We start from the raw sequence: 25,126 nt of genomic DNA on the forward strand, positions 1-25,126 counted from the left end.
GCGCTGCCGTCCGACTTGCATGTGTAAGGCATGCCGCCAGCGTTCAATCTGAGCCAGGATCAAACTCTTCAGTTCAATGCCTGTTACTGTTTTCTATTCTTCCGAATAGGTCGCTCACTCAACGTACTGACGATGATTAATCCATCCTAAGACAGATAAACCTTCCTCTGATACTTCGTGTGAGACTCTTGATACTTTTGCTTGACCAGTTCCTAAGAACCAGCCGCACTCACCATCAAGCGCCCACACTTATCGGCTGTTAGTTTTTAAAGAGCAATTGCACAAGAATCGCTTTGCTTATTTGCTTGCTTTCTTGCGCGCCGTCATTCAACGGGAGGCGAATTATGACTGGCGCAAGACACGTAGGTCAACCCCTTTTTCCAAATTATTTTCTGGCGACGATGAGGCACTAAAAAACGCCAGAAAAAACGCGCGCCAGTGCGTGCATTCGCATCACGATATCCGCCTGGCGCGCAGAGCCTCGATATGCTTCGCGCGCTCAGTTCCCGAAGAACGGCGTGCAGAAGCCCGCCGGACCGACGCAATCCGCCGCAGCAGCCGACGAGCCGCCGTGCCGCATCGACCCCGACGCGCCCGCAGCCGACGGCATGCCGCCGTAGGCCTCTTGCGCATTCCGCGCGGCGACCTTGGCTTCCGCCGCCTGGATGTCCGCGGGGTAAGTCGCGTTCTCTCCCTTGGCTGGCGAGAATCCCGCCCGTTCCAGCTGCACAAGTTCAGCCTTGACCTGCGCACGAGTCACCGGGCCAGTCTGATCCTGCGCGAATGCAAACGTCGGCGCGACGACAGCGGCGACCGACAAGACAACTTTAGCGATGGTATTCATGGTGAGTGCAAACTCCGACGAGTAGCGTTGAAGTAGATCGCATGCGATCCGCTAACCTCGCTCGGCCCGGGTTCCAAGCATTGAGGCTTCGAATGGTTAACCGCCGCACATGCCGATCTATTCCATGGCGAGAAGGACTCGCATGCGATCTGCGTTCGCCAACCTGTTGGCTAGCGCCCAACATGTCTTCCGCTTGCAACGAGAAACGCGCGGCACAGCAGCGTGTATGCATCACGGGGCGGACTGTCATCGTCACGAACGATCGAGGGCGTCAACGTATCACCCGCAGCGTTGAGGCTCGATATGTAGATGTACTTACTATTTTAAGCTTAGGCGTATCTACATGCGAGACACTCCGACACTACCGGCGCAACGCGCGTTACATCACCCGCGCCCGCTGATGCTGAAAACGCGCCGTTCCCAAGCCGACACGCAAAAAGTCATCGCGAAGGCCCGTCACTCGCCAAACCGACCCTGCACGGCCTTCCGAATCTCCGCGAACGCCACCGGCTTCACCAGATGATGATCGAAGCCTGCTTCCCTCGATCGCTGCCGATCGTTCGCCTGCCCATAGCCCGTTACCGCTAGCATCAGCGCATCCTGCGTCGTGGGACGCGAACGCATCTCCGCCGCGAGCGTGTAACCGTCCATTCCCGGCAGTCCGATATCGAGGAGGATGATCTGCGGCGCGAAGCTATCGCTTATGGCGAGCGCCGTGATCGCGTCGTGCGCGGTACGCACATCGAAGCCATCGGCTTCCAGCAACAAGGACATCGCCGTTGCGGCATCCACGCTGTCATCGACGAGCAGCACGCGCATGCCGCCGCTCACGCTCGCCGGCTCGCGCTCCACAGCACGCGGCGCGATTTCCGCCCCCTTCGCGAGCGGCAGCCATACGACGAACTCGCTGCCCTGATGCGGCCCGGCGGAATGAGCGTCGATACGCCCGCCCTGCAATTCGACGAGCGTCTTTGCCAGCGGCAAGCCGATGCCGAGCCCGCCTTCCGAGCGTTCGAGCGATGTCTCCGACTGCACGAACAGATCGAAGATATGCGGCAGCATGTCCGCCGCAATGCCGATGCCCTTGTCGCGCACGGTGATGCGCACTTCGTCGCCGACCTGCTCGGTCTCAATGGCGACCTCGCCTTCCTCGACGCTGTATTTCGACGCGTTCGACAGCAGATTGCCGAACACCTGCGCAATCCGCACGCTGTCGCCAATGATGAAGAGCGGCGCGTCCGAAAGCTTGGTCGTGAGCCGGTGGCGCTTCCTGTCGAGCGCGGGCTGCGCCGTTTCGACGGCCGCTTCCACCGCCGCCGCGATATCCACCACTTCACGCCGCAGCGTGATCTTGCCCTGCGTGATGCGCGCGACGTCGAGCAGATCGTCGACGAGACGGCTCAGATGCCGCACCTGCCGGTCGATGATCGAGCGCACCGTCGAGAAATTCTGCGCCGAGGGCGCGCGTTCGGGGTCGAGCAGGTCCACGGCATTGCGAATCGGCGCGAGCGGATTGCGCAGCTCGTGCGCGAGCATCGCGAGGAACTCGTCTTTGCGGCGGTCAGCATCGCGTAACAGCATCTCTGCGGCCTTGCGCTCCGAGATGTCGTTGACGATGCCCGCAATACGCGCCGGTCGCCCCTGCGCATCGCGCACGAGCGACGCACGCTCGGACACCCAGCGCGGTTCGCCATGCGCGCGCGGAATGCGATATTCGACCTGATACGGCGCGCCGCTCGCGAGCAACTGGCGGTACGCCGCCGCGACATGCTCACGATCCAGCGGATGAATCTCGCCCGACCAGTGATCCGGGCCGGGCTCAGGAGTCGGCGCTCCATCGCCGGAATTCCACAGCCGCGCGTAGGCGGGGCTCACATAAAGCAGGCGATTCGCGGCGGGATCGAGCATCCAGAAGACGTCGTCGATGTTATCCGCAAGCTGGCGAAACCGCTCCTCGCTCTCGCGCAACGCATTTTCCGCGAGCCGCACGCGCAGCAGCGCGCGCACGTGCGCGATCAGTTCGGCAGGCTCGACCGGTTCGGTCAGATAGCTGTCCGCGCCGCCTTCCAGACCGCGAATGCGATCCATGCTATGCACCGCCGCCGCCGACGTTTGCAGCACGAGCGTTCCCGCCGTTTCCGCCGATGCCTTGATCTGCCGACACACTTCGAGGCCGTTGATATCGGGCAGCTTCACGTCGAGCAGCACGAGATCCGGCGATTCCGCGCGCACGCGCTCCAGCGCGGCAGTGCCGGTTCCCGCCTCGATCACGTTGAATCCGGCACGCGACAGAATGCGCGTCTTCGCGTAGCGCGCGCCGTCGTTGTCGTCGACGTTGAGGATCAGCACCTCCGTCCAGTCGCTTTTCATGTCGCCAGCCCTTCTTCCCCGCGACGCAAGCCCTCCATCGCCTTCGACACCATGTCCAGCACGCCGGCCAGTTCTCCGCCGGAGATCGGCTTCTGGATGAATGCCGCCGCGCCGAGCGCTTCCGCCTCGTTGCGGTCCTCGGCCTCGCCGAGCACGACGACCGGTACATTGCGCGTCGCCGCCTGCGCGCGCAATGCGGCGAGCCAGATCCACGCTTCGGACGCCGCGGGCCGCACCGCGAGCAGCAGCGCGGCCGGCGGCGTGCGCGCGAGCGCGCGGCTCGCTTCGTCGAGCGTCGCGGCGCTTACCGTGCGATACGGCGAAGCCTTGAGCGCGGCTTCGCAATCCAGCCGCTCGATCGGGTTGCTGGCGACGACGAGCACCATCGGACGCGCGTCGCCAATCGCGGCTTGGCCGCTTTCCGGTGCGCCGTATTCGGCCGGTATCGTCGCAATGAAGGTGGAGCCGCGTCCGAGCTCGCTCTCGAGGGAAACATCGCCGCCGAGAAGCTTGCAGAGCTTCCTGCACAGCGGCAGGCCCAGTCCCGTGCCCTTCACGTATTGCTGAAGCCGGTTCTCGACCTGTCCGAATTCTTCGAAGACGACGTGCTGATGCTCGGGCGCGATGCCGATGCCCGTGTCCTTCACCGCGAAGGTGATGAGGCGCCGCACTTCGTCATAGCTTGCCGACACGCGCACTTCGCCGCGCTCGGTGAACTTCAGCGCGTTCGACACGAAGTTGCGCAGCACTTGCGCGACCTTGGCTTCGTCGGTGTGAATGGGCGGAAGCCCCTCGCACGATTCGAAGATGAGTTCCACCGCGCCGCCTGGCGTGAGCGGGCGCAGCATGCCGCGCAGCGCGGAAAAGAGCGTATCGACTTCGAATTCCGTGGCGCGCACTTCGATCTTCCCGGCTTCGATCTTCGCGAGGTCGAGCAGATCGTCGACCGTTTCGGAGAGATCTTCCGCCGCTTTGCGAATGAAGCGCACCTGCTTTTCCTGCTCTTCCGTCAACTCGCCGTCGATACGTTCGAGCAGCAGCTTGGACAGCGCGCGAATCGACGAAAGCGGCGTGCGGAATTCGTGGCTCATGTTCGACAGGAAGCGCGACTTCGACTCATCCGCGCGCCGCAGATGATCCGCGCGCGCGTCGAGCTCGGCGTACAGCGCGACGACGCCGCGATTCGTGTCTTCGAGCTCGCGCGTGAGGCGCGTCAGTTCTTCCTGGCGCTCCCGCAAGTCGGCGAGCGCGCCGATCAGCTCGCGGTTCTGACGCGCGAGTTCCGCAGTCGAGTCTTCGCTGTCCTGCTGCGAGAGCGTGGCGGATATGGCCTGCACCGCGCCGGCATCGACAGGCGTGTTATCGGGCAGCGTCTTCGCGAGCGAAATGGCCGTGCCGCCGCCGGCTTCGTCGGCGATCGCGCACTGGTCCATCAAACGCTGCGCGGCGAGCAGGCCGAGCGCGGCTTGCGAATCGTCGTTCTTCATGGCGCGAAGCCGCTCGCCCGCGCCCACGCACGCCAGAAAGCGCACGACGAAGCGCGGCGGATACGTCGCGTCGTCGACGACGAAATCCGCCCGCGCCCGCGCGCCGGCGGTGAGCACCGTGCGCGCCGCTTCGAGCACCGAGGTCGAAATGCGCGTCTGGTCCTGCGCGGAAAAGCCGAGCGCGGCGCTCGCGTCGCGCGCCTTGCGGCGAGCCGCGACAATGTCGTGCTCGCCGTCGATCTGCATCGAGTAGAGCGGAAGCGTCATCACGCGCTCCCGGCCGCGCGGGCGACGAACACGGTGACGTCGTCGCGGCCACGCGAAAAATCGCGGTACAGCACCGCCGCGACGAGCGCCGGATGCCGTGCGCTCAGGCCCGGATAGCGCGCGAGATCCCAGCGCGAACCGATTCCATCCGAATGCAGCACGACGAGCGCGTTCGGCGAATACGGCACGTCGAATTGCTGCACGCGTCGCGCCCCGTGCCCGACGATGCCACTGTGCGACACCAGATGCCGGTGCGAATCCTCCGTCCACACGCTCGCCGCGATATTGCCGATGCCGGTGAACGCGACCTTCGCGCCGCTCGCCGACGCGGCGCTCGCCAGCACCGGCATGCGCGCGATGCCGACCGCCGCTCCGCGCGTCGGGCGCAACGCATCGTTCGCGATCTCCATGATGCGTTCGAGCGGCGCCTCGCCGTGGCAGCCGAGCACGCGCGCCGCTTCGACCGCCGCGACGTTCGCGAGCGGCCCGTGACCGAGGCCGTCCGCGACGAGCACCGTGAAGCCGTTCTCGCCCACGCTACAGGACCACGCGTCGCCGCTAACCGTCTCGCTCGGAAGCGGCAGGTTCACCACGCCGTAGGTGACGCGCGCTGCACCGGTGGACTCGGCGGCAGGCGCGGCCGCGCGGTTCCAGCAGACGACGCGCATGACCGTGCCCTGTTGCGGCATGCTCCAGATATCGAGCTCGCCGGAGAGACGCCGGATCGCGCCCATGCCGTTGCCGGGGCTGCCGGCTGTCGTGTAACCGTCCTCGAAGCAGCGGTAAAGATCGTGGATGCCGGGGCCGCTATCGACCGACAGGATCTCGATGCCGTAACGCTCGCCTGCGTCCAGCAGCGGACGCACGAGCAGTTCGCCGTGGCCTGCGTGCTTGAGAAGATTCGTACCGCATTCGGTGACGACAATCGCGAGCTCGCCCGCGACTGTCTCGTTGAAACCGAGCCCGCGCGCCAGTTCGCCGATCGAGCGTCGCGCGAAGGCAATCTGGCTTGCCTCCGCGATCTCGTGGCGCTGTTGCGCGGCCATCGATTCCTTCAGAACGGTTTCCATTTCGTGATCGAGACGTGCGTACCTTCACCCGGCGCAGAGCGGATATCGAACTCGTCGCACAGGCGTTTGGCGCCGCCGAGACCCAGCCCCAGCCCGCTGCCGGACGTGTAGCCGTCCGAGAGCGCGCGGGCGATATCGGGAATGCCGGGCCCGTTGTCGACGAATTCGAGTTTGAGGCCACGGCGGCCATTGCGCTCGACGATCGTGCAATGCACGTCGCCGCCGCCACCGTAGATGAGCGTGTTGCGTGCCAGTTCGCTCGCCGCCGTCACGAACTTGGTCTGATCGATGAGGGACAAACCCTGCGCCACCGCCTTCTCGCGCACGAACTGGCGCAGCCGTACGATCTGCTCGTCCGAGCGGATCGGCAGCGTCTCGGCCGGTGAAGAGGCAGCGCGCGCTGCCGAGGAATCGAAGGTGATCATGGAATGGTTCGCTTGGCGGCCGTCAGACCGCGCCGCCCCCGGTAAGCAGCGCCATGCCTTTTTCCACATTGAGCGCCGTGCGCACGCCCGAGAGCGTGAGCCCGAGTTCCACGAGCGTGATCGCGACCGACGGCTGCATGCCGACGACGACCGTCTGCGCATCGAGCACGCGCGCCATCGCCGCCGTGTTGCCGATCATCCTGCCGATAAACGAATCCACCACGTCGAGCGACGAGATGTCGATCAGCACGCCGTTCGCGCCGTCTTTGACGATGCGACTCGTCAGATCGTCCTGCAGCGCGAGCGCGAGGCGGTCGTGCATGTCCACTTGAATGGTGACGAGCAGCAGCTTGCCCATCGTGAGAATTGGAATGCGATCCATCGCTTGGGGGCCCTGTTCAGTCGCGTTGCATGCGGTTGTCGACCTCGCGCGCCGTCATTCCGGCAGCGACGAATCGTGCAAGCCGCCCGCGCCGTTGCGCATGGCGTTTTCCTGCGCGCCCGCCGCCGTCACGGACTTGCCGGTGCGCTGCAGCGCGACGATGAACGCCGCCGCGAGCGACGCTTTCGTCGTCACGTTCGAGAGGTTCACGCCCAGATGCACGATGGTCTGCGCGATCTGCGGACGAATGCCGCTGATGATGCAGTCCGCGCCCATGAGCCGCGCCGCTGCGACCGTCTTGAGCAGATGCTGCGCGACGAGCGTGTCGACGGTCGGCACGCCAGTAATGTCGATGATCGCGATGGCCGCGCCGGTTTCCACGATCTTTTGCAGCAGGTTCTCCATCACGACTTGCGTGCGCGCCGAGTCCAGCGTGCCGATGAGCGGCAGCGCGAGTATGCCGTCCCACAGCTGCACAACCGGCGTCGACAGTTCGAGCAGTTCTTGCTGCTGGCGCACGATTACTTGCTCGCGGCTCGCCTGGAACACTTCGGTGGTGTAGAGGCCGAGTTCATCGAACAGCGAGCTGACAGTCCACGTGAGATCCGCGAGCGCAACCGGGTCGCTTGCGAGTTGCTGACGCAGACGCGCCACGAGCGGTTGCTTAAGCGAGAAGACGAACATTGCCGTTTCGACCGGCGAAAAGCCCTGACGGGCGCGCTGCCCCGACATATCCGCGAGAAACGCGCGCACTTCCTGCCAGTGCGATGCCTTGAAATCGACGCGATCCGACGCCCCGAGCGCCGCCAGCAACAAGGAGACGAACTGTCCGAACTGATTGCGCAACTCCGCTTCCCCGACCAGTCCGCGCCGCGATGCGATGGCATGCTGCTGCGTGATCCATTCGGCGAGCAAGTCCGCCTGGTTCGAAGTAAAGAGTTGGGCGAGTCGCGTTCCGCCGACCATTTCCATGCCGAGATCCCTGTGCGAATGATGATTTTTTTTTGGGCGCCAAAGCCCCGGATGTCGCCGTTATTTGCGTTGAAAGCATCGGCCGCGAATCCGCGCCCGTCCCCGCGCAACGCAAAGGCGCTCGGAATGTAGCACGTCATCTTGAAAATCGACAGTGCGCTCGGCCTTGATTTACAAGACTTAACGCGATTCGTGCGAAGAATGCTCGCGCGTTATTTAGGGATCGGGAAAATGTGCCGGGCGTTCGTTAGCGGCTGGACAAAAGACGGTCATATGTCCCTGAGCATTTCGCTGGATGTGCGATGCCGCTTATAGCGACGCGAATATTTTTTTGCGCGTCAGCGGGTGCAATACTCGGTCGCACCACGCGATTCACCCTGCCGCCCGGAGCGCACATGGCCCAAACCCATCATCCCGTCGACGAAGTGCTGCCCCTCGGACAGATGCTCGCCGTCGGCATACAGCATGTGCTCGTCATGTACGCGGGCGCCATTGCCGTGCCGCTCATCATCGGCGCGGCGCTCAAGCTGCCGAAGGATCAAGTGGCGTTTCTGATCAGTTCGGACCTCTTCGCATGCGGCATCGTCACGCTGATTCAGTGCATCGGCATCTGGAAGTTCGGCATCCGGCTGCCCGTCATCATGGGCGTCAGTTTTGCGCCGGTCGGGCCCATGGTCGCAATGGCTTCGTCGGGCGCGGGACTGCCCGCCATCTTCGGCGCGACCATCGCCGCGGGCGTGTTCGCCATCGTCATCGCGCCGTTCTTCGGGCGGCTGATGCGGTTCTTCCCGCCTATCGTGACCGGCACGATCATCCTCACCATCGGCATGGCTCTATTTCCCGTCGCGATCAACTGGGCGGGCGGCGGACATGGCGCGCCGCATTTCGGCGAACCGAAGAACCTGATGATCGCAAGCATCGTGCTGCTAGCGATTCTGCTCATCAACAAGTATCTGAAGGGCTTCGTCGCCAACATCTCGGTGCTGCTGGGCATGGCGATCGGCTTTCTCGTCGCGTTGCCGATGGGCCTCGTGAACTTCTCGGGCGTGGGGCGTGCCGCGTGGTTCGCGCCGGTGCGGCCGTTCGCGTTCGGCTTGCCGACCTTCGACATCGCGGCGATTGCGTCGTTGTGCCTCGTGATGATCGTCATCATGGTCGAATCGCTCGGCATGTTTCTCGCGCTCGGCGATCTCACGATGCGCCCCGTCACGCGCGCCGATGCCACGCGCGGCCTTCGCACGGACGGACTCGGCACGGTCATCGGCGGCGTGTTCAATACGTTCCCGCATTCGTCGTTTTCGCAGAACATCGGGCTCGTCGGCATTACCGGCGTGAAAAGCCGCTGGGTCGTCGCAGTGTCGGGCGTTATCCTGATGCTGCTCGGGCTATTGCCGAAGCTCTCCAATCTTATTGCGTCGATACCGGTCGTCGTATTGGGCGGCGCGGGCATCGCCATGTTCGGCATGGTCGCGGCCACCGGCGTCAAGATACTCAGCAAAGTAGATTATGAAAACAAGAACAATCTGCTCATCATTGCCATCAGTCTCGGCGTCGGCGTCATTCCCCTCGCGGCGCCGACTTTCTTCGCTCAGATGCCCGCGTGGGCCGGCCCGCTCACGCATAGCGGCATTACGCTTGCCGCCCTCTTCGCGATCTGTTTGAACGCGCTGTTCAATCGCAGACAATCTGCGGACACCGTGCAGCGCGACATTGCGGCTGACATGCCGCTCAGTCTGCGGCAAAGCGAAGAAGCCCGCATGCGCCCGCGCGAATGACAAACCACTTGCATTGCAGCGACTCATGATTGAAGCATTACGCGTTTTACTTGCGGCCGTTGCTTTGGCGTATCTCTTCGCGCTCGCCGCGCTGTATTGGCTGCAAGGGCGGCTCGTGTATCCGCTGGAACAGATCCAGGCTTTCGTCGATGCGACGCTCGAAGAGAGCACCGAAGTCATCACGCTGCAGACGCAAGACGGACTCGCGCTGAAGGCGCGTTATCGCGCGCCGCCCGACGCACGCGCGCCGACCGTGCTGCTTTTTCACGGCAACGGAGAAGACCTGACGCAACGCGCGCACATTGCGCTCGAGATGATCGAAGCCGGCTACGGCGTGTTACTGGCCGAATATCGCGGCTATGGCGGCAATCCCGGCAAGCCGCACGAGGCCGGGCTTTATGCGGATGCGCGCGCCGCTTACGCCTACGCTCGCGCGCGTTCGCCGTTCATCGTGCTGCACGGCTATTCGCTGGGATCGGGCGTAGCCGTGCAGCTCGCGAGCGAAGCGAGCGTGACGGCGCTGATACTGGAAGCGCCTTTTACCAGCATCGTGGATGTGGCGGCCGCGCGCTTCCGGTTCTTTCCGGTGCGCGCGCTCGCACGCGACCGCTATGACAATCTCTCGAAGATCGCTTCAATACGTGCGCCTGTCTTCATCTACGGCGGAACGCGGGACTACGTGGTGCCGCCTGTTCACTTCCAGCGTCTCTTCGAAGCGGCACGGGGCGACAAACATCTGGCGATGATCGAGGATGCCGACCATCTCGATGCATGGCACAACGGCGGGCGCGCCCACGTCATGCAGTTTCTGGCTTCTCTGAGCGCGCGCGAACGGCAAAAAACCTCCGACGCAACGTGACCGGTCGTGCTTGAAAAAATCGGGCTTCGGACGGGAACCGCCTAGCATGGGCTCCGTCAGAATCAACTCATAAGGCGCGGCTGTCCCGCCCCGCATTCGTTATTTACCGATTGATAATTCGGCTTAAGGAAAGGAGCGGTCAATGTTTCAGTATCCCAGTCTCATCGCTTATCAAATGCCGTCGATCGCACGCGCCAATCTTCAGGCGTTCCTCAACGCGAGCGAGCGTTTCGCGAACGGCTTGCATGCGCTGACAGAACTGAATGTTCAGACGGTGCGCACGGTCATCGAGGAAAGTCATTCACTGCTGCGCACTGGCGACGATACGAGCCCCGGCGAGGTGTTGAGCTGGCAATCGGTGATGCTCGCGCAGTTGCCGCAGAAGGCGGCTTCGTATGGACAACATGTGCTGTCGATCATCACGTCGACCGAAGCGGACATTCTCGGCGAAGTGCGCAGCCAGTATGAGCGCAACGGCATCACGCTGAAAGGCCTGTTCGATAGCGGCGCACAAGCTGCTCAAGAGACGACGGAATCGACGAGCCTCGTCGTGACCAATCTCGCGGAAACAACGAGCGAAGCAGCGGCGAACACGAGCGGCGTGATCCTCGATGCAAGCGGCGAGATCGCAAACGAAGCGGCCAGCGAGTCCGCCGACGAAACGAAGCAGCTGATTCTGCCCGCGGAAGAAGCGCAGAGCGCGCCGGTCAAGCCGCCGCGTTCGTCGTCGCGTCGCCAGCCTTGATGCAAAGGCGGTCTCAGTCGGCCGCCTTCTTCTTCGCACGCGGCTCCTTCAACACGACCCACGTGGGCGCATGGTCGCTCGCGTGAGGCTCGCCGCGCACCCACGTATCGACGCCCGCATCCTGAAGCCGGGACGCAAGATCCTTGCTGAGCAAGATGTGATCGATGCGCAGCCCCGAGTTCGTCTGCCAGTGCTGGCGGAAATAATCCCAGAAGGTATAGATGCGCTCATCGGGATGCTTCTTGCGCAGCGCATCCGTCCAGCCCTGCGCGAGCAGCTTCGCGAAAGCCGCGCGGCTTTCCGGCTGAAGCAACGCATCCTTGAGCCAAGAGCGCGTGTTGTAGATATCTTCGTCGGTCGGCACGACGTTATAGTCGCCCGCCAGTATTACCGGATGTCCGCTTTCGAAAAGCGTCTTCGCGTGGGCGTTGAAGCGCTCCATCCATGCGAGCTTGTAATCGAATTTCGGGCCCGGCTGCGGGTTGCCGTTGGGAAGATAGAGACAGCCGATCAGGATGCCATGCACCGCCGCTTCGATATAACGGCTGTGCGTGTCGTCTTCGTTGCCGGGCAAGCCGCGACGGCTGAGAACCGGCTCGGCGTCTCTCGCCAGTATCGCCACGCCGTTCCACGATGCCTGTCCGTGCCAAACCGCGCCATAACCGGCAGCCTGTATGGCCGAAATGGGGAACTGCGCGTCGGTCGCCTTGAGTTCCTGCAAGCAGACGACATCCGGCGCTTCGCGTTCGAGCCATGCGAGCAAGGCATCGAGACGCGAGCGTATGCCGTTGATGTTGAAGGTCGCGATTTTCATCCAGCGGTCTCCATCGGTCATGGCGTCATATCGCCGTCGATCGTACACGCCCCGCACAATGCGTGCCGCTACGGAAACCTTGGAGGATTGGAAGAAAATTCAGTCGACTAGGCGCGTCATACGTCATACGCGCCGGCTCGGCGGATTCGGGCACTCGCTCGTTCTTATTGATGCCGAGCGTTCGAAGTTCGCCGGCGCGCATTCAGCTCATCGTAATCTACGACTGAACGCCCCAGCGCCGCACGGTCACGCGTTCGATGGTATCGAACACCAGATGTTCGACCGCCAGACCGATCACGATGACCGCTGCCAGCCCTGCGAACACGCGGTCCGTATAGAGTTCGTTGCGGTTCTGGAAGATGTACCAACCCAAACCGCCCCTGCCCGAACTCGCGCCGAACACGAGCTCCGCTGCAATCAAGGTGCGCCACGCGAACGCCCAACCCACTCGCAAGCCGGCGAGAATGGAAGGCAGCGCGGCGGGCACGAGAATCAGCACGACATGCCGCAAGCCGGTGAGCCCGTAATTGCGGCCGGTCATACGCAGCGTCGACGGCACAGCCTGGAATCCCGCATACGTATTAAGGGCGAGCGGCCACAGCACCGAGTGCACGAGCACGAAAAGAAGACTGCCCGTGCCGAGCCCGAACCACAACAACGCGAGCGGCAGCAACGCAATGGAGGGCAAGGGATTGAACATGGCAGTGAGCATCGAAAGAATGTCACGGCCGATGCGGGTCGATACCGCAAGCGATGTCAAAGCAAATGCAAGCGCCGCGCCCAGCAGGTAACCGCGCAGCAGCACGGACAGCGAGATCGCGGTCTTGGCGATCAACTCGCCGGAGATCATGCCCTGCGCGAAGGCAACGCAGGTCGCGCTGAAGGTCGGCAAGAGCAAGTCGTTATCCACCACGCGCGCGACGCATTCCCATAACGCCATGAGCACGAGGGCGATCAGCACCTTGCGCAGCCACGCGCGGTCGAAAAGACGCGTCGCAAGTGGCAAGCTCGCGTCGCGCCGCGTCACATCGGCTGCGGGCGAGAATGTCGACGGATGCCGTTCAAACTCGGGCCGCACCGGCGGTTCGATCAATTGCGGCGTGCTCATTGCGCGATCTCCTCTTCGAACAACAGACGATGGATACGCGCGACGCTCTGCTGGAAGTCGCCTCGGCCCACGCTCTCCTGCGAATACTGATGACTGTTCAATTCCGCGCGCACGCGGCCGGGGTGCGGCGTCAACAGCAGAATCCGGTTACCGACAATCAGCGCCTCCTCGATGGAATGCGTCACGAACAGCAACGTGAAGCGCTCATCGCTCCACAGCCGTAGCAGTTCTTCCTGCATGCGGCGGCGCGTGAGCGCATCGAGCGCGGCGAACGGCTCATCCATGAGAAGCACGCGCGGTTGCATGGCGAGCGCTCGCGCAATCGCGACGCGCTGCTTCATTCCGCCGGACAGCGTATGCGGATAAGCGTCGGCCACATGGGCAAGGCCGACCTTGTCGAGATAGTGAAGCGCCCGTTCACGCGCTTCTGCGCGGCCCAGCTTGCGCGCGACGCGCAACGGAAAGGCCACGTTTTGCAGCACCGTCTTCCAGGGCGGAAGCTGGTCGAACTCCTGAAACACGACAATGCGGTCCATGCCCGGTCCGCGCACGCGCTCGCCGTCGATCTCGATGCTGCCCGCCACCGGCTGAATGAATCCCGCCACTGCCTTGAGCAAGGTGGACTTGCCGCAACCCGACGGTCCCAGCAGCACGAAGCGGTCCGCGCCATAGACATCGAAGCTCACGTCATGCGTCGCGCGCACGAGACGCTCCGGCGTGCGGTATTCCAGCGAGACATTGCGCGCGCTTAACAGCTTGGTGGTCGATAACACGGCCTTGTTGCTTTCGACCGGATACAGCACATGAGGATTGGCAGCCATGATCGCAGTGCAAAAACGCAAACCATCAAGATACCGGCGCGCGTTTCGGCGCCTAACCAATGAATGCGCATATTCAATGCACGATTGCGGATAAGGCGCGCGGGCGAAGGACTTAACTTCCGTCGCGCGTGGCGGGGTCGCTGAAGAAGTAGTCTTGCCACGACTTCGGTTCGTTCTTGATGACGCCCACGCGATGCATGAACTGCGCAAGCGCGAAGGTGTTTTGTGGCGCGATCTTGAACTGCACTGAAGGGTCCGTGATGATCTTGACGAGCAAGGCGCGGTCGATCTTGGCCTGATTCACGCGCAGATAGATGTCCGCAGCTTCGTTCGGATGCTGCGTCACGAAGCGCGCGGCATCGGCTAAACCATCGACGAACGCGCGATACGTCTTCGGATTAGCGTTGCGGAATTTCTCGGTCGCATAAAGCACCGTTGCGGAACTGGGTCCGCCGAGCACGTCGTAGGAACTGAGAACGATGTGCGCCTTTGGATTGCCCGCCAACTCCTGCTGCTGAAACGGCGGATTGCCGAAATGCGCATCGATTTCCGTGCCGCCCGCGATGATCGCGGCGGCTGCATCGGGATGCGGCACCGCTTGCGTCAGCTTGTCGAGGCGATCATATTCTTTGTCGCCCCACTGCTTCGCGGCGGCATATTGCAGAATGCGCGACTGCACCGACACGCCCACCGCCGGCAACGCAATGCGGTCTTTATCCGTGAAGTCGGCGATGGTCTTCACGCGCGGATCATTCGATACGAGGTAGTAAGGCAGATTGCCGAGCGAAGCGACGCCCTTCACATTCTGGCGCCCGTGCGTGCGGTCCCAGATGGTCAGGAGCGGACCGACGCCTGCCGCTGCGATATCCACGGAACCGGATAGCAGCGCGTCGTTGATGCTCGCGCCGCCGGAGAGCTTCGCCCAATCCACCTTGATATCGATGCCCTGCTTCTTGCCTTCCTGCTCGATGAACTTCTGGTCGCGCGCAACGTTCAGCAGCAAATAGACCACGCCATATTGTTCCGCAATGCGCAGTGTGCCTTCTGCGAAGGCGTTGCAAGTGCCACCGAGCGAAAGCGCCAACGCGCAGACAAACGCGCGCAACGCGCCCTTCCCTTTTCGAGAATGCATCGAAAGACCCCGTGTTTGTAGACCTATTTGTGTTTCGGCTTAGAAAGGCGCATCGCCTTCAATGGTGGTCCGATACAGCTTGCGGCGCTGATCGTCCGGCGTGCCCGCCGCCAAATGCATGACCGAGCGGTTGTCCCAGAACACCATGTCGTGGTCGCGCCAGACATGCCGATAGACGAATTCGGGCCGTACGCTGTGCGCGAAGATTTCGTCGAGCAATGCGCGGCTTTCATCTTCCGGCATGTCGACGATGCGCGTGGTGAAGTGCTCGCTCACGAAAAGCGCCTGACGACCTGTCTCCGGATGCGTGCGCACGATGGGATGGACGACAGGCTTCACCTGCGCGATCTGCTCGGGTGTCAGATTCGGACGCCACGGACTGCGCTTTTGCAACTCCGCATATTTCGCGAGATACGTGTGCTCCGCGAAGCGTCCCTCGACCGCGTTCTTCAGATGCGCGGGCAACGTCTCCCACGCGCGATGCTGATTCGCGAACAGCGTGTCGCCGCCTGTCGACGGGAGTTCCTGCGCATGAAGCATCGAGCCGAGGCTGGGCTTCTCTTTGTACGAGAGATCCGAGTGCCAGAAGTGGCCGGCGTCGCCGAGTCCAATAGGCTTGCCGTTCTCGATGATGTTCGACACCACGAGCACTTCGGGATAACCGGCCAGTCCGAACTGGTGCAATACGTGAATCTGCAATGGCCCGAACCGCTTGCTGAACGCGACCTGCTGCGCGGGCGTGATGCGCTGTTCACGGAACACGAGCACGTGATGATCGAGGTGAGCGCGATGAATGCGCGCGAAATCCGCATCGGACAAAGGCAGCGACAGGTCGAGCCCAATGACTTCTGCGCCCAGCGGGCCGTCGAAGGGACGAATGACGATATGTTGCTCGACGGCCTCGGCAGCGTCGTGAGTCGGCGAAAGAATGGTCACGGTGTAATGAAAAGCGGCGGACAGACGAATAATCTACGCTCCGCACGCACGCGCGGCAACGAACGATGCGCGATTTGGTTATCTGGCGCGATGCTAAGACCGCGAAACGTCAGTCTTCGATCGCGTCGAAAGGCAATTCGACCTGTACCGGCGCGACGGAACCGCCGGCTTCGTCGGCGGACTCTAGCGCGCTCACGCGCACTCCGAGCAGTCGCAGCCTTTTTTCGAGCACGATGCGCTTCAGGCACTCGGTCGCTGCGCGACGAATCTCGGATGCGTCGGCCGTGGCGACCGGAATCGTCAAGTCCCGCGTCACGGTGCGAAAGTCGTCGAAACGCAGCTTGATGCCGACGGTGCGCCCCACGTAACCTTTGCGCGTGAGATCGTCCGCCACGCGCTTGCAAAGCCCCGTGAATTCCGCCGAGAGCGTGGCGCGGTCGTGTTTAGGATGAAGGTCGCGCTCGAACGTGGTCTCGCGGCTCATGGACTTGGGCGTGGAACTGACGACGACGGGCCGCTCGTCTTGCCCTTGCGCGATGCGCGCGAGCCACGCCGCATAAGTCGGGCCGAAATGCGATTGCAGAAGGCCGAGGTCGGCGGCCGCGATATCGCCCACGGTCACGATGCCGAGCGCTGCGAGCTTGTCATTCGCCTTCGGCCCGATGCCGTTCACCTTGCGCGCGGCCAGCGGCCAGATGCGCGTGGGCAGGTCGTTCATCGTAAGAATGGTGAGACCGTCGGGCTTGTCCAGTTCCGAGCCGATCTTCGCGAGCAGCTTGTTCGGCGCGATGCAGATGGAACACGTGAGGCCGGTCGCTTCGCGCACCGCGTCTTTCATGCGCTGACCAATGTCCGCGGAATCGCCGGGCATATCGGTGACGTCGATGTAAATCTCGTCGATGCCACGGTTCTCGATTTGCGTGGTGAATCCGGCAATCGCCGCTTTGAAGAGCCGCGAATAATGCCGGTAAGACTCGAAATCCGTTGGAAGAAGAATGGCGTCGGGCGCGAGCTGCGCCGCTTTCATCATGCCCATTGCGGAGAAAACGCCGAACTTGCGCGCTTCGTACGTGGAGGTGGTCACGACGCCGCGGCCCGCGTAGTCGCGCAATCGCTTGAAGCGGCGCGTGCCGTCCGCAAGCGTCTCCGGCGCGGCATTTCGGCCGCCTCCGACCACCACTGGCTCGCCGCGCAATTCCGGATAGCGCAGCAGTTCGACGGACGCGAAAAACGCATCCATGTCGAGATGCGCGATACGGCGCGGCGGCGTCTGAGAGGCGAACGAAGAAGGCAGTGAGGCGTCCATCGACGGCGAAAGGCGAGCGCAGAAGCGCATCGGGCCGAAGTCGAAAATGGCTTACTGTACATTCATACAGTGATTTTCGCCAGCGGCCTTTCAGTGACGCTTCAGCGGCTACTCTGCTGCGCGCTTCTCCGCAAGTGCGCGGCGGCAGTCGTCGAAGACCTGCCGGACCACATCCGACTGGTAGTTAAGGTCTTCGCTGTCGAGAATTTCCTCGACGGCATCGCGCGCCCAGTCGGCCTCGAGTATCGCGCAATGACGCGCCGCCAGATCGCGCGCGATGGCGGCGAGCTTCGCGACCGTCAGCCAGTCCGCGAGCCGTTCATGCCTGTCGAGCCACTTGTGCGCGGCCTGCACGTGAAAAGCCGCCGCCGGCCAGTCTCCGTTCAGATAGAACGCGCCCAGACTGCCGCATGTCAGCCAGCAGAGTAACTCAACGCGGTCCCGGGCACTCAGGGTACGAGGCACATCGTTCATGGCGGCGCTCACGAAGGACGTTTCGACGAGAGGTACGTCAGCGAATACGCTGCGTTCCGTATGAATTCCGTATAAAACAAGATAGCACGGGATGGTGCGCCGCGGCAGTGCCTTGCAAGGAGGGGATCGTGTGCTGACGAACGCATGAATCGCGGCTAAGAATTCCCGGCCTCGCGACGAGGGAGCATGTCAAAAGCGGTAAGTAAGACCGCGCAAGCAGTGCGCGGCGCACCGGGATACCATGACCAGTCGAACCGCCATGCTCGCCGCGAATCGCGTCCTCTTCATCAACTCCCGACCGCATGTCCCAACACAAGCAGACCGTCCGTCCCCTCGTCATCGCCGCAGTGATGGCCTCGATGGCCATGGTGGCGATCGAAGCCACCATCGTTTCGACCGCCATGCCGCAGATCGCTACGCAACTCGGCGGCCTCAATCTGTATAGCTGGGTGTTCTCGTCGTTCTTGCTGACGCAGACCGCACTTACCGTCGTGTTCGGCAAGCTTGCGGATCTTTACGGCCGCAAGCCCGCGATACTCGCCGGCATCGCCATTTTTCTCGTCGGGTCGATACTCGCGGGCTTTGCGTGGTCGATGCCCGCCATGATCGTCTTTCGCCTGATACAGGGCGTCGGCGCGGGCGCCATTCTGCCGGTTGCGCTGACAGTGGTCGGCGACCTCTATCCGGCACGGGAACGCGGTAAGGTGCAAGGCTACCTCGCAAGCGTATGGGCCGTTTCCGCCGTGTTAGGGCCGATGGTCGGCGGCTTGCTAATCCGGCATCTCTCGTGGAGCTGGATCTTCTGGATTAACCTGCCGATCGGCGCGCTCGCCGCGCTGCTTTTCGTGCTCTTCCTGCACGAGGAGAAGCGCCACGAACGTCCTGCAATCGACCTTGCCGGCGCGTTCCTGTTCACGGCGGCCGTCGCATCCCTGATGATGGCGCTCACCGATGCCAGCACCGCAAGCGGTGCGCGCGTCGGCGCGGAAGTCGCGATATGCATCGTGGCGAGCGTGCTCTTCGTCGTGCAGGAAAAGCGCGCCGCCGATCCGATGATCTCGTTCGGCTTATGGGCGCATCGCCCGATCGCGGCGGGCAACGCCGCGACGCTGCTCGCGGGCATGGCGTTGATGGGCCTGACCACCTTCCTGCCGATGTACGTGCAGGGCGTCATGCATCGCTCGCCGGTCGAAGCGGGCCTCACGCTTACGATGATGATGATCGGCTGGCCCAGCGGCGCCACCTTCACTTCACGTACCTTCAGCCGCATCGGCCTGCGCCGCTTATTGATCGGCGGGACCGTCTTCATTCCGCTCGGCGCAGTTCCGTTCGTGCTTCTGACGCCGCAGTCGAGTCCGGTGTGGGCCGGCGTCGGCTCCGCGGTGATGGGCTTCGGCATGGGGATACTGAGCGTGTCGTGCCTGATCCTGATTCAGGAAATCGTCAAGCTGTCCGAGCGCGGGAGCGCCACTGCATCGAACCTCTTTGCCCGCAATCTCGGGAACACGCTCGGCGCGGCCGTGTTCGGCGCCGTGCAGAACTATGGACTGGCTCATGCGAGCGGCGTGCCGGCCGTCAGCGCCGATCAATTGAAGCGCCTGCTATCTGCCGTGCCCGGCAACTTCGCGAGCAACGCGGAGATTCGCTTCGCGCTGCACCATGCGCTGCATCTGACCTTCACGTCGATGTTCGTAATCGCGCTGGGCGCGGTAATTTCCATGCTGTTCATGCCCGCAGTGGACATCGGTCGGGCAGGTCCCACGGTGGAGACGGTCGGCGCGAACGACGCACCGGAAGGCGTCGGCATCGACGCCTGATCCGGCGTCGATGCGTTGCAGGCAGCCTCAATCCTGCGCCTGAATGAGCGGGCTATCCTGCTTGTCTTTGGACACGCTGGCATCTGCGCTCTCGCTTCCCGGCGCAGCGGATTCGTCCGCGGCGATGGTCTGCGTGTTCATGCCTTGTTGCGACGTGGGCGCGCCGGTGTCGGGCTTGTAGTGCGGCGCAGGACCATAGCCGCTTGCGAGCGCGTATGGCGCGGCAAGCGAGGCCGCAACGAGAACAATGCCGGTGACTTTGCTGATCATGGTCGTACTCCTGAGGGTTTCAGATGTCCACTTCATCGGCCAATGCACTGCCCTGCCAGCATGCGACCTTCCGAAATGTGCACGCAGTCTACGTGCGTGACTCGACCAAGAAATCCCCCCAGAAGCGCGGATACGAATGGCGGAAGCGCCCTGAATGAAGCGCTTCGCGCACTCGGATCAGACGTTGTCTTGCACCGCGATTGCCACGGCGCCCGCATTGATCGTCAAACGCGTGCGCTTTTGCAAAGGGTTCTGCGGCGCCGTGCCGTCCGCGTTCAGCCCCTTCACCTTGTTGTAGATCGCGACGAACTGCGTGGGCGTGACTGTCGCCGATGCATAGCCGATAGCGTCGTGGTCCGCATACAGCATGTCCGGATTGTTCTGCCTGATGAACGCATCCAGTGCCGACGAAGAAGTGATGAGCGATGCCAGCGGCATGCCGGCTACATAGTTCGTCGCATCCTGAAAGAAGGGGCGGCTGCTGACGCCCGCCGACATGAGATCGACGAGCACAGGCGTGCCTGTCGCGGGATCGGGCACATCGCGCACGATGCCGGCCTGGAACGCGTGAAGATCGCCCGTGATGGCGACGAGGTTCGTAATGCCTTGCGCCTTCACGAACGACGTGAGATCGGCCTTGTGCGATGGATACCCGTCCCATGCGTCGCAATCCATCACGAACACGAGGTTGTCGGGCGCAGGCGCGATCGAACGCAGGTCGAGCCACAGGCGATTCATCATCACCTCGTTGCCCCATACTTTCCAGATGGAGGTCGACGCTTTGAGCGTGTCCTTCCACCATTGCGTCTGCAGCGGCCCAAGCATGGACGGAACGCGCCCGAGACGCTGCGTGTCCGCCGCCTCGAACTGCGCAAGCACCTGCTGCGGCACCGCGTATCGCGAACCGACGAGATCGTTGCCGTTCACCGGATCATGTCCCAGGCTCTGCGCGATAGCCGCTTCGCTGACGACATGATCGTCGCGATAGAGCCGCTCGTCGGTCATAAAAAGGTGAATCAGCGAGCCGAAGTGAAAGTCCCGGTAAATGCGAATGTTGTCGTAGCTGGCGTTGTTGAGGTCGAACGACACGTCGCCCCAATCCACCGGCAAGTATTCCGCCCACGCCTGATTCGCATTGCGGCGTCGCGCTGTTTGCTGCACGTTCGCGTTCGTGTACGTCTGGTGGTCTTGCCAGCAATCGTCCGAGAACTCGTGATCGTCCCAGATGGCGATCACAGGAAAGCGCGCATGAACGGTCTGCAAGCGCGCGTCGCCGCGATACGTGCGATAGAGCGTGCGGTAATCGGCGAGCGTGTTCGCATAGACGCCGCCGCCTGACATCGCGACGCCATCCGGCAAGGTGATCTGTGGGTGCGCCGGCTCGGCAGCGTTTGTTTCGTTCGGACTACCGACGGTTTCGTAAATATAGTCGCCCAGATGGACGACGAAATCGAGATCGGTCTCCGCCGCGAGCAGCGTGAGGGCCTGCCAGTGATTCACGCTCCAGTTCTGGCAGACAAACCACGCGAAGCGCAGTTGGGCGAGCGATTCGGTGGCCGCCGCCGCGGTGCGTGTCGTGCCGGTCGCGCTGATGTCACTGCCGGCAATGAAGCGATAGTAGTAGGTCGTCTTCGCGCTGAGACCCGTGACCTTGGCTCGCACCGTGAAGTCGTAGTCGGGAATGGCGCTGATGGGCACGCTCGCCGCGAGTTGCGAGAAATCGGGAAGCGCGGAGACCTGCAACGTCAGGGCGATCGCCGTTTGCGAGGCGCTGCTGGCATTGGCGACGCAGCGCGTCCAGAACACGACGGATGTATCGCGCGGGTCTCCGCTCGCGACGCCTTGCGCGAACGCATACACGCCCGAGGGCGGTGGCGTGGTGCCGCCCCCCGCGCTGCTGCCGCTGTCGTCATCGCTCGAATGATGACAGGCCGCGAGCGTGCCGGACGCCGCCGCAACGGTATAGAACATGGACAACGACATGAAGCGGCGACGATCCATGAAAGCCTCCAGGAAACAACGTGGCAGACAGACCCTGCGCGCTCGATGTGTCGACTTTCAATCCGACCGGATAGCGGCTTACGGACAATGTGTTGGCTTACACGCTACAAACAGCGGGTGTCGGTGTCAATACCGGACCGGTATAGAACGATCGTTCCATGAAGCGAAACCGACGCGCTATGGAACGGTCCGCAGAGGAAACACGAGTCTTGCGCAAAGCAATCCGATGGCGCCGCCGAGAAGCGTCTCCCAGGCGCGCGCGGCGAGCAGCGGCACGGAATGAACGCCGCTCGCGGCCAGCGTCACGACGAGCGCAAAGGCGAAGGCCCCGCACGCGATGTCGTAGCGCTCCGGCAGCGCCATCGCGTAGACGATCATCGCGATGGCAGCTATCGCCCAGACGAGAAGCGGCGCATGCTCCGCAAGCGGCAAGCAAATGATTCCGATGGGCACGCCCACCAGCGTGCCATAGATACGCCTTCGCACACGGTCCGCCGTTCCCACCGCGGACGTCGCGACGACATAGACGCATGCCGTGATGGCCCACGCCGATTCGGGGAGCGCGAACGCCGCATTGAGCAGCGCGACGACGAGCGCGCCGCTCGCTGCTTGCAGACCCATGGCGAAAGCGGGCGACACCGCCTGTCTGCCATGGAACGGCTGCGATGCGAGCGCAGGCGGCACCACAGGATGTTCCGCAGGTCCGCTCAAGAGACGCGGCACGATGGCCGCTAACATGGCGATCAGCAGGGCGACCACGATTGCCCACATATCCATCGGCGCGAGCTTCATCACGTAGGCGGCCACCTGGCCGATATAGAGCTGCGATCCGATGCCAGCGCCCGTTACGCCGAAACGCTTCAAATAGCCCGCGAAAAAGGCCCCGGAAACGAGGATGAACTCGGCACCGCTGCGTCCGAGCCCGTCGAACCACGGTCCAAGCAATGCAGAGGTGAACGCGCCGCACGCGGCCGCGAGGCACAGCACCGCGAGGTCCCGGCTCGATTCACGCCGCGTCGCGCGCGCCTCGGACACGCTCGCCCACAGCGCGAACGTCGCGGCGAGCGAGCCGACGGACACGCTTGCGGGCACGTCGCGCGTCACATCGTGCAAGGCGCCGACGGCCGCGGCAAGTCCATACGCCGTCACGAGCCGCAAGCCCTTGATGCGCCGGTGCGTGCCGGGGTCCACGCGTTCGAACCACGCGGTCACTGCCAACAGGTAGCGGGCATTCCTCGCGATCCACCTTGTGCAAGCTGCATGGAATTTCTAGCTGCGCTTCTTCCGGGCGGGTCGTTCGACCGCCTTAGCTCGATCTAAACCTATGCCGCGCGCGGCTGCATCGGCGATACATTCGGCAAGCTGCGCCGCTGCGTCGTGATCGGCGCGCCGCGCCCGCTCGACGAGACCGATCTCGCGATGAAACGTATCGTCGCCTAGATCGTGCGCTACAGTGCCTCGCGGCCACGCACCGATGCCCGCCGACTTCGGCAGTAACGCGACACCCATGCCGCGTGCGACGAGTTGCGCGATGCCATGCAGCTCATCCGCCTCGATGGCCTCGCGCACGGCAATGCGTTTCTTGCGCATGAAGACGTCCACTTGCCGGCCGCCGAACGAGCGCCGGTCGTATCGAATGAACGGCTCGCTCTCTATCAACTCACGCCATGTCACGCGCTTCTTTGCGGCCGGCGCGAGCAACACGAACGGCTCCGCGATAAGCGTGCGCCAGCGCAGTTCCGCAGGCAATGAAAACGGCGGGCGAATGATGACGGCCATGTCGGCCTCGGCGGCGTCTACCTGTGCGAGCAGGTTGAGCGACACGCCCGGCACGAGACGTATGCGCCATGCCGGCATGTCGCGCCGGAACGAAGCGATGGCATCGGGCAACAAGGCAGCATGCGCCGACGCGATCGCACCTACCGAAAGCGTGCCGCCCCGCTCTTCCTCGCCGCCGGGTTCGGCAAGACGCGCATAGAGCGCGATGAGTTCATCGGCGAGTTCGAGCGTGCGGCGCCCTGCGGCGTTCAACGTCGCCGAGCGGCCGGTGCGATCAAAAAGCGCAAAGCCGAGATGCGCTTCGAGCCGCTGCATTTGCGCGCTCACCGCAGATTGCGTCAAGCCGATATGCGCCCCTGCGCCCGCAAAGGTGCCGTGGCGGGCGACCGCCATGAAAGTCCTCAATTCTCGCAGCATGTGATTGATCGATTTTCTTGTTACTCAGACCCGCAATTTATCGTTTTTCATGGAATTCGTTCATGAATACACTAGCGGCTTCCCTGGATCAACCCTCACGGACCTGTGACCATGAACATCCCGCACGACGCCATGCCGCCGTTTCATCTCGCGTTTCCCGTTCACAGTCTTTCGGATGCGCGCGCGTTCTATGGCGAACTGCTCGGCTGCCCGGAAGGACGCAGTTCGGAAGACTGGGTGGATTTCAATTTCTACGGGCACCAGATCGTGGCGCACCTTGCGCCGGACGAAGTCGGTCATCGGTCGACGAGCGCGGTGGACGGCGACGCCGTACCCGTGCGCCACTTCGGCGTGGTGCTGTCTATCCCGCAGTGGGAAGCGCTCGCGGATAAGCTGAAGGCGGCCGGCACGCGTTTCATTATCGAGCCGCATATTCGCTTCAAGGGCGAAGTCGGCGAGCAGGCGACGATGTTCTTCCTCGACCCGTCGGGCAATGCGGTGGAGGTGAAGGCTTTCGCCAACATGGCGTCGCTATTCGCGAAGTGACTTCCTGAGCCTTCGTTCGCTCGCGCTGCAAATGAAACGGGACGCCATCGGCGTCCCGTTTTTACATCATGCGAGCGTAATGGTTACTGACCCGCTTACTAACTCGCTTACTGACCCGCTAATTGACCCGCTTACTGACCCGAGCCGCTTGCGCTGACCGGCGCGCCGGGACCGCCCGGCGTGGCGCTGTCGCTTTGGCCGGCGGTCGAGCCGCTCGTCGAGGACGAATGGCTGCTGTGCGACTTTTTCTTCGAATGCGATTGCTTGTGCGACATTCCGGAACCCTGCGTGGTGGTCTGCGCGTTGTCGCCCGCTTGCAGGCCCGTGGCCGAGCTCGGCGGATTGTCCTGCGCGAACGCGGATGCGCAAACGAGAGCGAATGCGCCGGCGGCGCAGGAGAGAGCGATACGTTTCATGTCGAGTGACTCCTGTTGGCGGTTTGCGAATGCGATTGTTGCAGCTTGTTCTGCATGTTGGCCGTCGAGTGACGAGAGCGACGGCCGGTCGCA

General features: G+C 63.0%; 24 protein-coding genes and 1 rRNA gene. 5 read left to right on the forward strand and 20 right to left on the reverse strand.

The annotated features are described in order from the left end of the window. From NCR37_RS18255 to NCR37_RS18290, 8 genes are all read right to left on the reverse strand, one after another. A 16S ribosomal RNA gene (locus tag NCR37_RS18255) occupies positions 1-75 on the reverse strand; the annotation flags it as partial. Positions 76-499: 424 nt separating this feature from the next. Beyond that, complete coding sequence (locus NCR37_RS18260) at positions 500-844, reverse strand: DUF4148 domain-containing protein (RefSeq protein ID WP_250474257.1); 345 nt, start codon at positions 842-844, stop codon at positions 500-502. A gap of 456 nt (positions 845-1,300) precedes the next feature. Beyond that, complete coding sequence (locus NCR37_RS18265; protein WP_250474258.1) at positions 1,301-3,214, reverse strand: hybrid sensor histidine kinase/response regulator; 1,914 nt, start codon at positions 3,212-3,214, stop codon at positions 1,301-1,303. After that, positions 3,211-4,968 (reverse strand): ATP-binding response regulator, encoded by a 1,758-nt coding sequence (locus NCR37_RS18270; protein WP_250474259.1) that lies wholly within the window; start codon positions 4,966-4,968, stop codon positions 3,211-3,213. Before NCR37_RS18270 ends, NCR37_RS18265 begins: the two co-directional genes overlap by 4 nt. Beyond that, positions 4,968-6,038, reverse strand: coding sequence for an ATP-binding SpoIIE family protein phosphatase (locus NCR37_RS18275; RefSeq protein WP_250474260.1), 1,071 nt, complete (start codon positions 6,036-6,038; stop codon positions 4,968-4,970). Before NCR37_RS18275 ends, NCR37_RS18270 begins: the two co-directional genes overlap by 1 nt. Then, positions 6,023-6,463, reverse strand: a complete 441-nt coding sequence (locus tag NCR37_RS18280) for an anti-sigma regulatory factor (protein WP_175942294.1) — start codon at positions 6,461-6,463, stop codon at positions 6,023-6,025. Before NCR37_RS18280 ends, NCR37_RS18275 begins: the two co-directional genes overlap by 16 nt. 22 nt (positions 6,464-6,485) lie before the next feature. Beyond that, complete coding sequence (locus NCR37_RS18285) at positions 6,486-6,845, reverse strand: STAS domain-containing protein (RefSeq protein ID WP_250474261.1); 360 nt, start codon at positions 6,843-6,845, stop codon at positions 6,486-6,488. Between the two features lie 54 nt (positions 6,846-6,899). Continuing rightward, positions 6,900-7,817, reverse strand: a complete 918-nt coding sequence (locus NCR37_RS18290) for an STAS domain-containing protein (protein ID WP_250474262.1) — start codon at positions 7,815-7,817, stop codon at positions 6,900-6,902. 395 nt (positions 7,818-8,212) lie between these two features. Between NCR37_RS18290 and NCR37_RS18295 the strand changes: the two genes are divergently transcribed. From NCR37_RS18295 to NCR37_RS18305, 3 genes are all read left to right on the forward strand, one after another. Continuing rightward, positions 8,213-9,592 (forward strand): nucleobase:cation symporter-2 family protein, encoded by a 1,380-nt coding sequence (locus NCR37_RS18295; protein WP_250474263.1) that lies wholly within the window; start codon positions 8,213-8,215, stop codon positions 9,590-9,592. Positions 9,593-9,617: 25 nt separating this feature from the next. Further along, positions 9,618-10,451: an alpha/beta hydrolase gene (locus NCR37_RS18300; protein WP_250474264.1), complete on the forward strand. Its 834-nt coding sequence runs from the start codon at positions 9,618-9,620 to the stop codon at positions 10,449-10,451. Positions 10,452-10,593: 142 nt separating this feature from the next. Then, positions 10,594-11,196, forward strand: a complete 603-nt coding sequence (locus tag NCR37_RS18305) for a phasin family protein (RefSeq protein WP_250474265.1) — start codon at positions 10,594-10,596, stop codon at positions 11,194-11,196. Positions 11,197-11,209: 13 nt separating this feature from the next. On the opposite strand, the gene NCR37_RS18310 is transcribed toward NCR37_RS18305, so the two are convergent. The 7 genes from NCR37_RS18310 to NCR37_RS18340 form a co-directional block, all read right to left on the reverse strand. Next, positions 11,210-12,010 (reverse strand): exodeoxyribonuclease III, encoded by an 801-nt coding sequence (locus tag NCR37_RS18310; RefSeq protein WP_250474266.1) that lies wholly within the window; start codon positions 12,008-12,010, stop codon positions 11,210-11,212. A gap of 217 nt (positions 12,011-12,227) precedes the next feature. Then, complete coding sequence (locus tag NCR37_RS18315) at positions 12,228-13,118, reverse strand: ABC transporter permease (protein WP_250474267.1); 891 nt, start codon at positions 13,116-13,118, stop codon at positions 12,228-12,230. After that, entirely contained in the window at positions 13,115-13,939 is an 825-nt protein-coding gene (locus NCR37_RS18320; protein ID WP_250474268.1) for an ABC transporter ATP-binding protein, read from the reverse strand. Before NCR37_RS18320 ends, NCR37_RS18315 begins: the two co-directional genes overlap by 4 nt. 112 nt (positions 13,940-14,051) lie before the next feature. After that, on the reverse strand, positions 14,052-15,071 hold the full coding sequence (locus tag NCR37_RS18325; protein ID WP_250474269.1) for an ABC transporter substrate-binding protein: 1,020 nt from the start codon (positions 15,069-15,071) through the stop codon (positions 14,052-14,054). 39 nt (positions 15,072-15,110) lie between these two features. Continuing rightward, positions 15,111-16,007 carry a TauD/TfdA dioxygenase family protein gene (locus tag NCR37_RS18330; protein ID WP_250474270.1) on the reverse strand — a complete coding sequence of 299 codons (897 nt, stop codon included), beginning with the start codon at positions 16,005-16,007 and terminating at the stop codon, positions 15,111-15,113. A gap of 109 nt (positions 16,008-16,116) precedes the next feature. Beyond that, a complete protein-coding gene (dinB, locus tag NCR37_RS18335) occupies positions 16,117-17,313 on the reverse strand; it encodes a DNA polymerase IV (protein ID WP_250474271.1) in 1,197 nt (398 codons plus the stop codon). 108 nt (positions 17,314-17,421) lie between these two features. Further along, complete coding sequence (locus NCR37_RS18340; RefSeq protein WP_175940686.1) at positions 17,422-17,787, reverse strand: hypothetical protein; 366 nt, start codon at positions 17,785-17,787, stop codon at positions 17,422-17,424. Positions 17,788-18,089: 302 nt separating this feature from the next. On the opposite strand from NCR37_RS18340, the gene NCR37_RS18345 reads away from it, so the two are divergent. Beyond that, the gene (locus tag NCR37_RS18345) at positions 18,090-19,604 is read left to right on the forward strand and encodes an MDR family MFS transporter (RefSeq protein WP_250474272.1); all 1,515 of its coding nucleotides are present in this window, start codon (positions 18,090-18,092) and stop codon (positions 19,602-19,604) included. Between the two features lie 27 nt (positions 19,605-19,631). Here the strand turns inward: NCR37_RS18345 and NCR37_RS18350 are convergent, their stop codons facing one another. The 4 genes from NCR37_RS18350 to NCR37_RS18365 all read right to left on the reverse strand — a co-directional run bounded on the left by NCR37_RS18350 (position 19,632) and on the right by NCR37_RS18365 (position 24,071). Further along, positions 19,632-19,874: a hypothetical protein gene (locus tag NCR37_RS18350; protein WP_250474273.1), complete on the reverse strand. Its 243-nt coding sequence runs from the start codon at positions 19,872-19,874 to the stop codon at positions 19,632-19,634. Between the two features lie 177 nt (positions 19,875-20,051). Continuing rightward, the gene (locus NCR37_RS18355; protein ID WP_250474274.1) at positions 20,052-21,875 is read right to left on the reverse strand and encodes an alkaline phosphatase D family protein; all 1,824 of its coding nucleotides are present in this window, start codon (positions 21,873-21,875) and stop codon (positions 20,052-20,054) included. A 177-nt stretch (positions 21,876-22,052) separates the two neighbouring features. Continuing rightward, positions 22,053-23,093, reverse strand: coding sequence for an FUSC family protein (locus NCR37_RS18360; RefSeq protein ID WP_250474275.1), 1,041 nt, complete (start codon positions 23,091-23,093; stop codon positions 22,053-22,055). 51 nt (positions 23,094-23,144) lie between these two features. Next, a complete protein-coding gene (locus NCR37_RS18365) occupies positions 23,145-24,071 on the reverse strand; it encodes a LysR family transcriptional regulator (RefSeq protein ID WP_250474276.1) in 927 nt (308 codons plus the stop codon). Between the two features lie 111 nt (positions 24,072-24,182). Here NCR37_RS18365 and NCR37_RS18370 point away from each other — a divergent pair, with 111 nt between their 5' ends. Further along, on the forward strand, positions 24,183-24,617 hold the full coding sequence (locus NCR37_RS18370; protein WP_250474277.1) for a VOC family protein: 435 nt from the start codon (positions 24,183-24,185) through the stop codon (positions 24,615-24,617). 131 nt (positions 24,618-24,748) lie between these two features. Here the strand turns inward: NCR37_RS18370 and NCR37_RS18375 are convergent, their stop codons facing one another. Further along, entirely contained in the window at positions 24,749-25,033 is a 285-nt protein-coding gene (locus NCR37_RS18375; RefSeq protein WP_250474278.1) for a hypothetical protein, read from the reverse strand. Positions 25,034-25,126 lie beyond the last annotated feature (93 nt).

It is taken from the genome of Caballeronia sp. GAFFF1 (genome assembly GCF_023630705.1).
Taxonomy (GTDB): domain Bacteria; phylum Pseudomonadota; class Gammaproteobacteria; order Burkholderiales; family Burkholderiaceae; genus Caballeronia.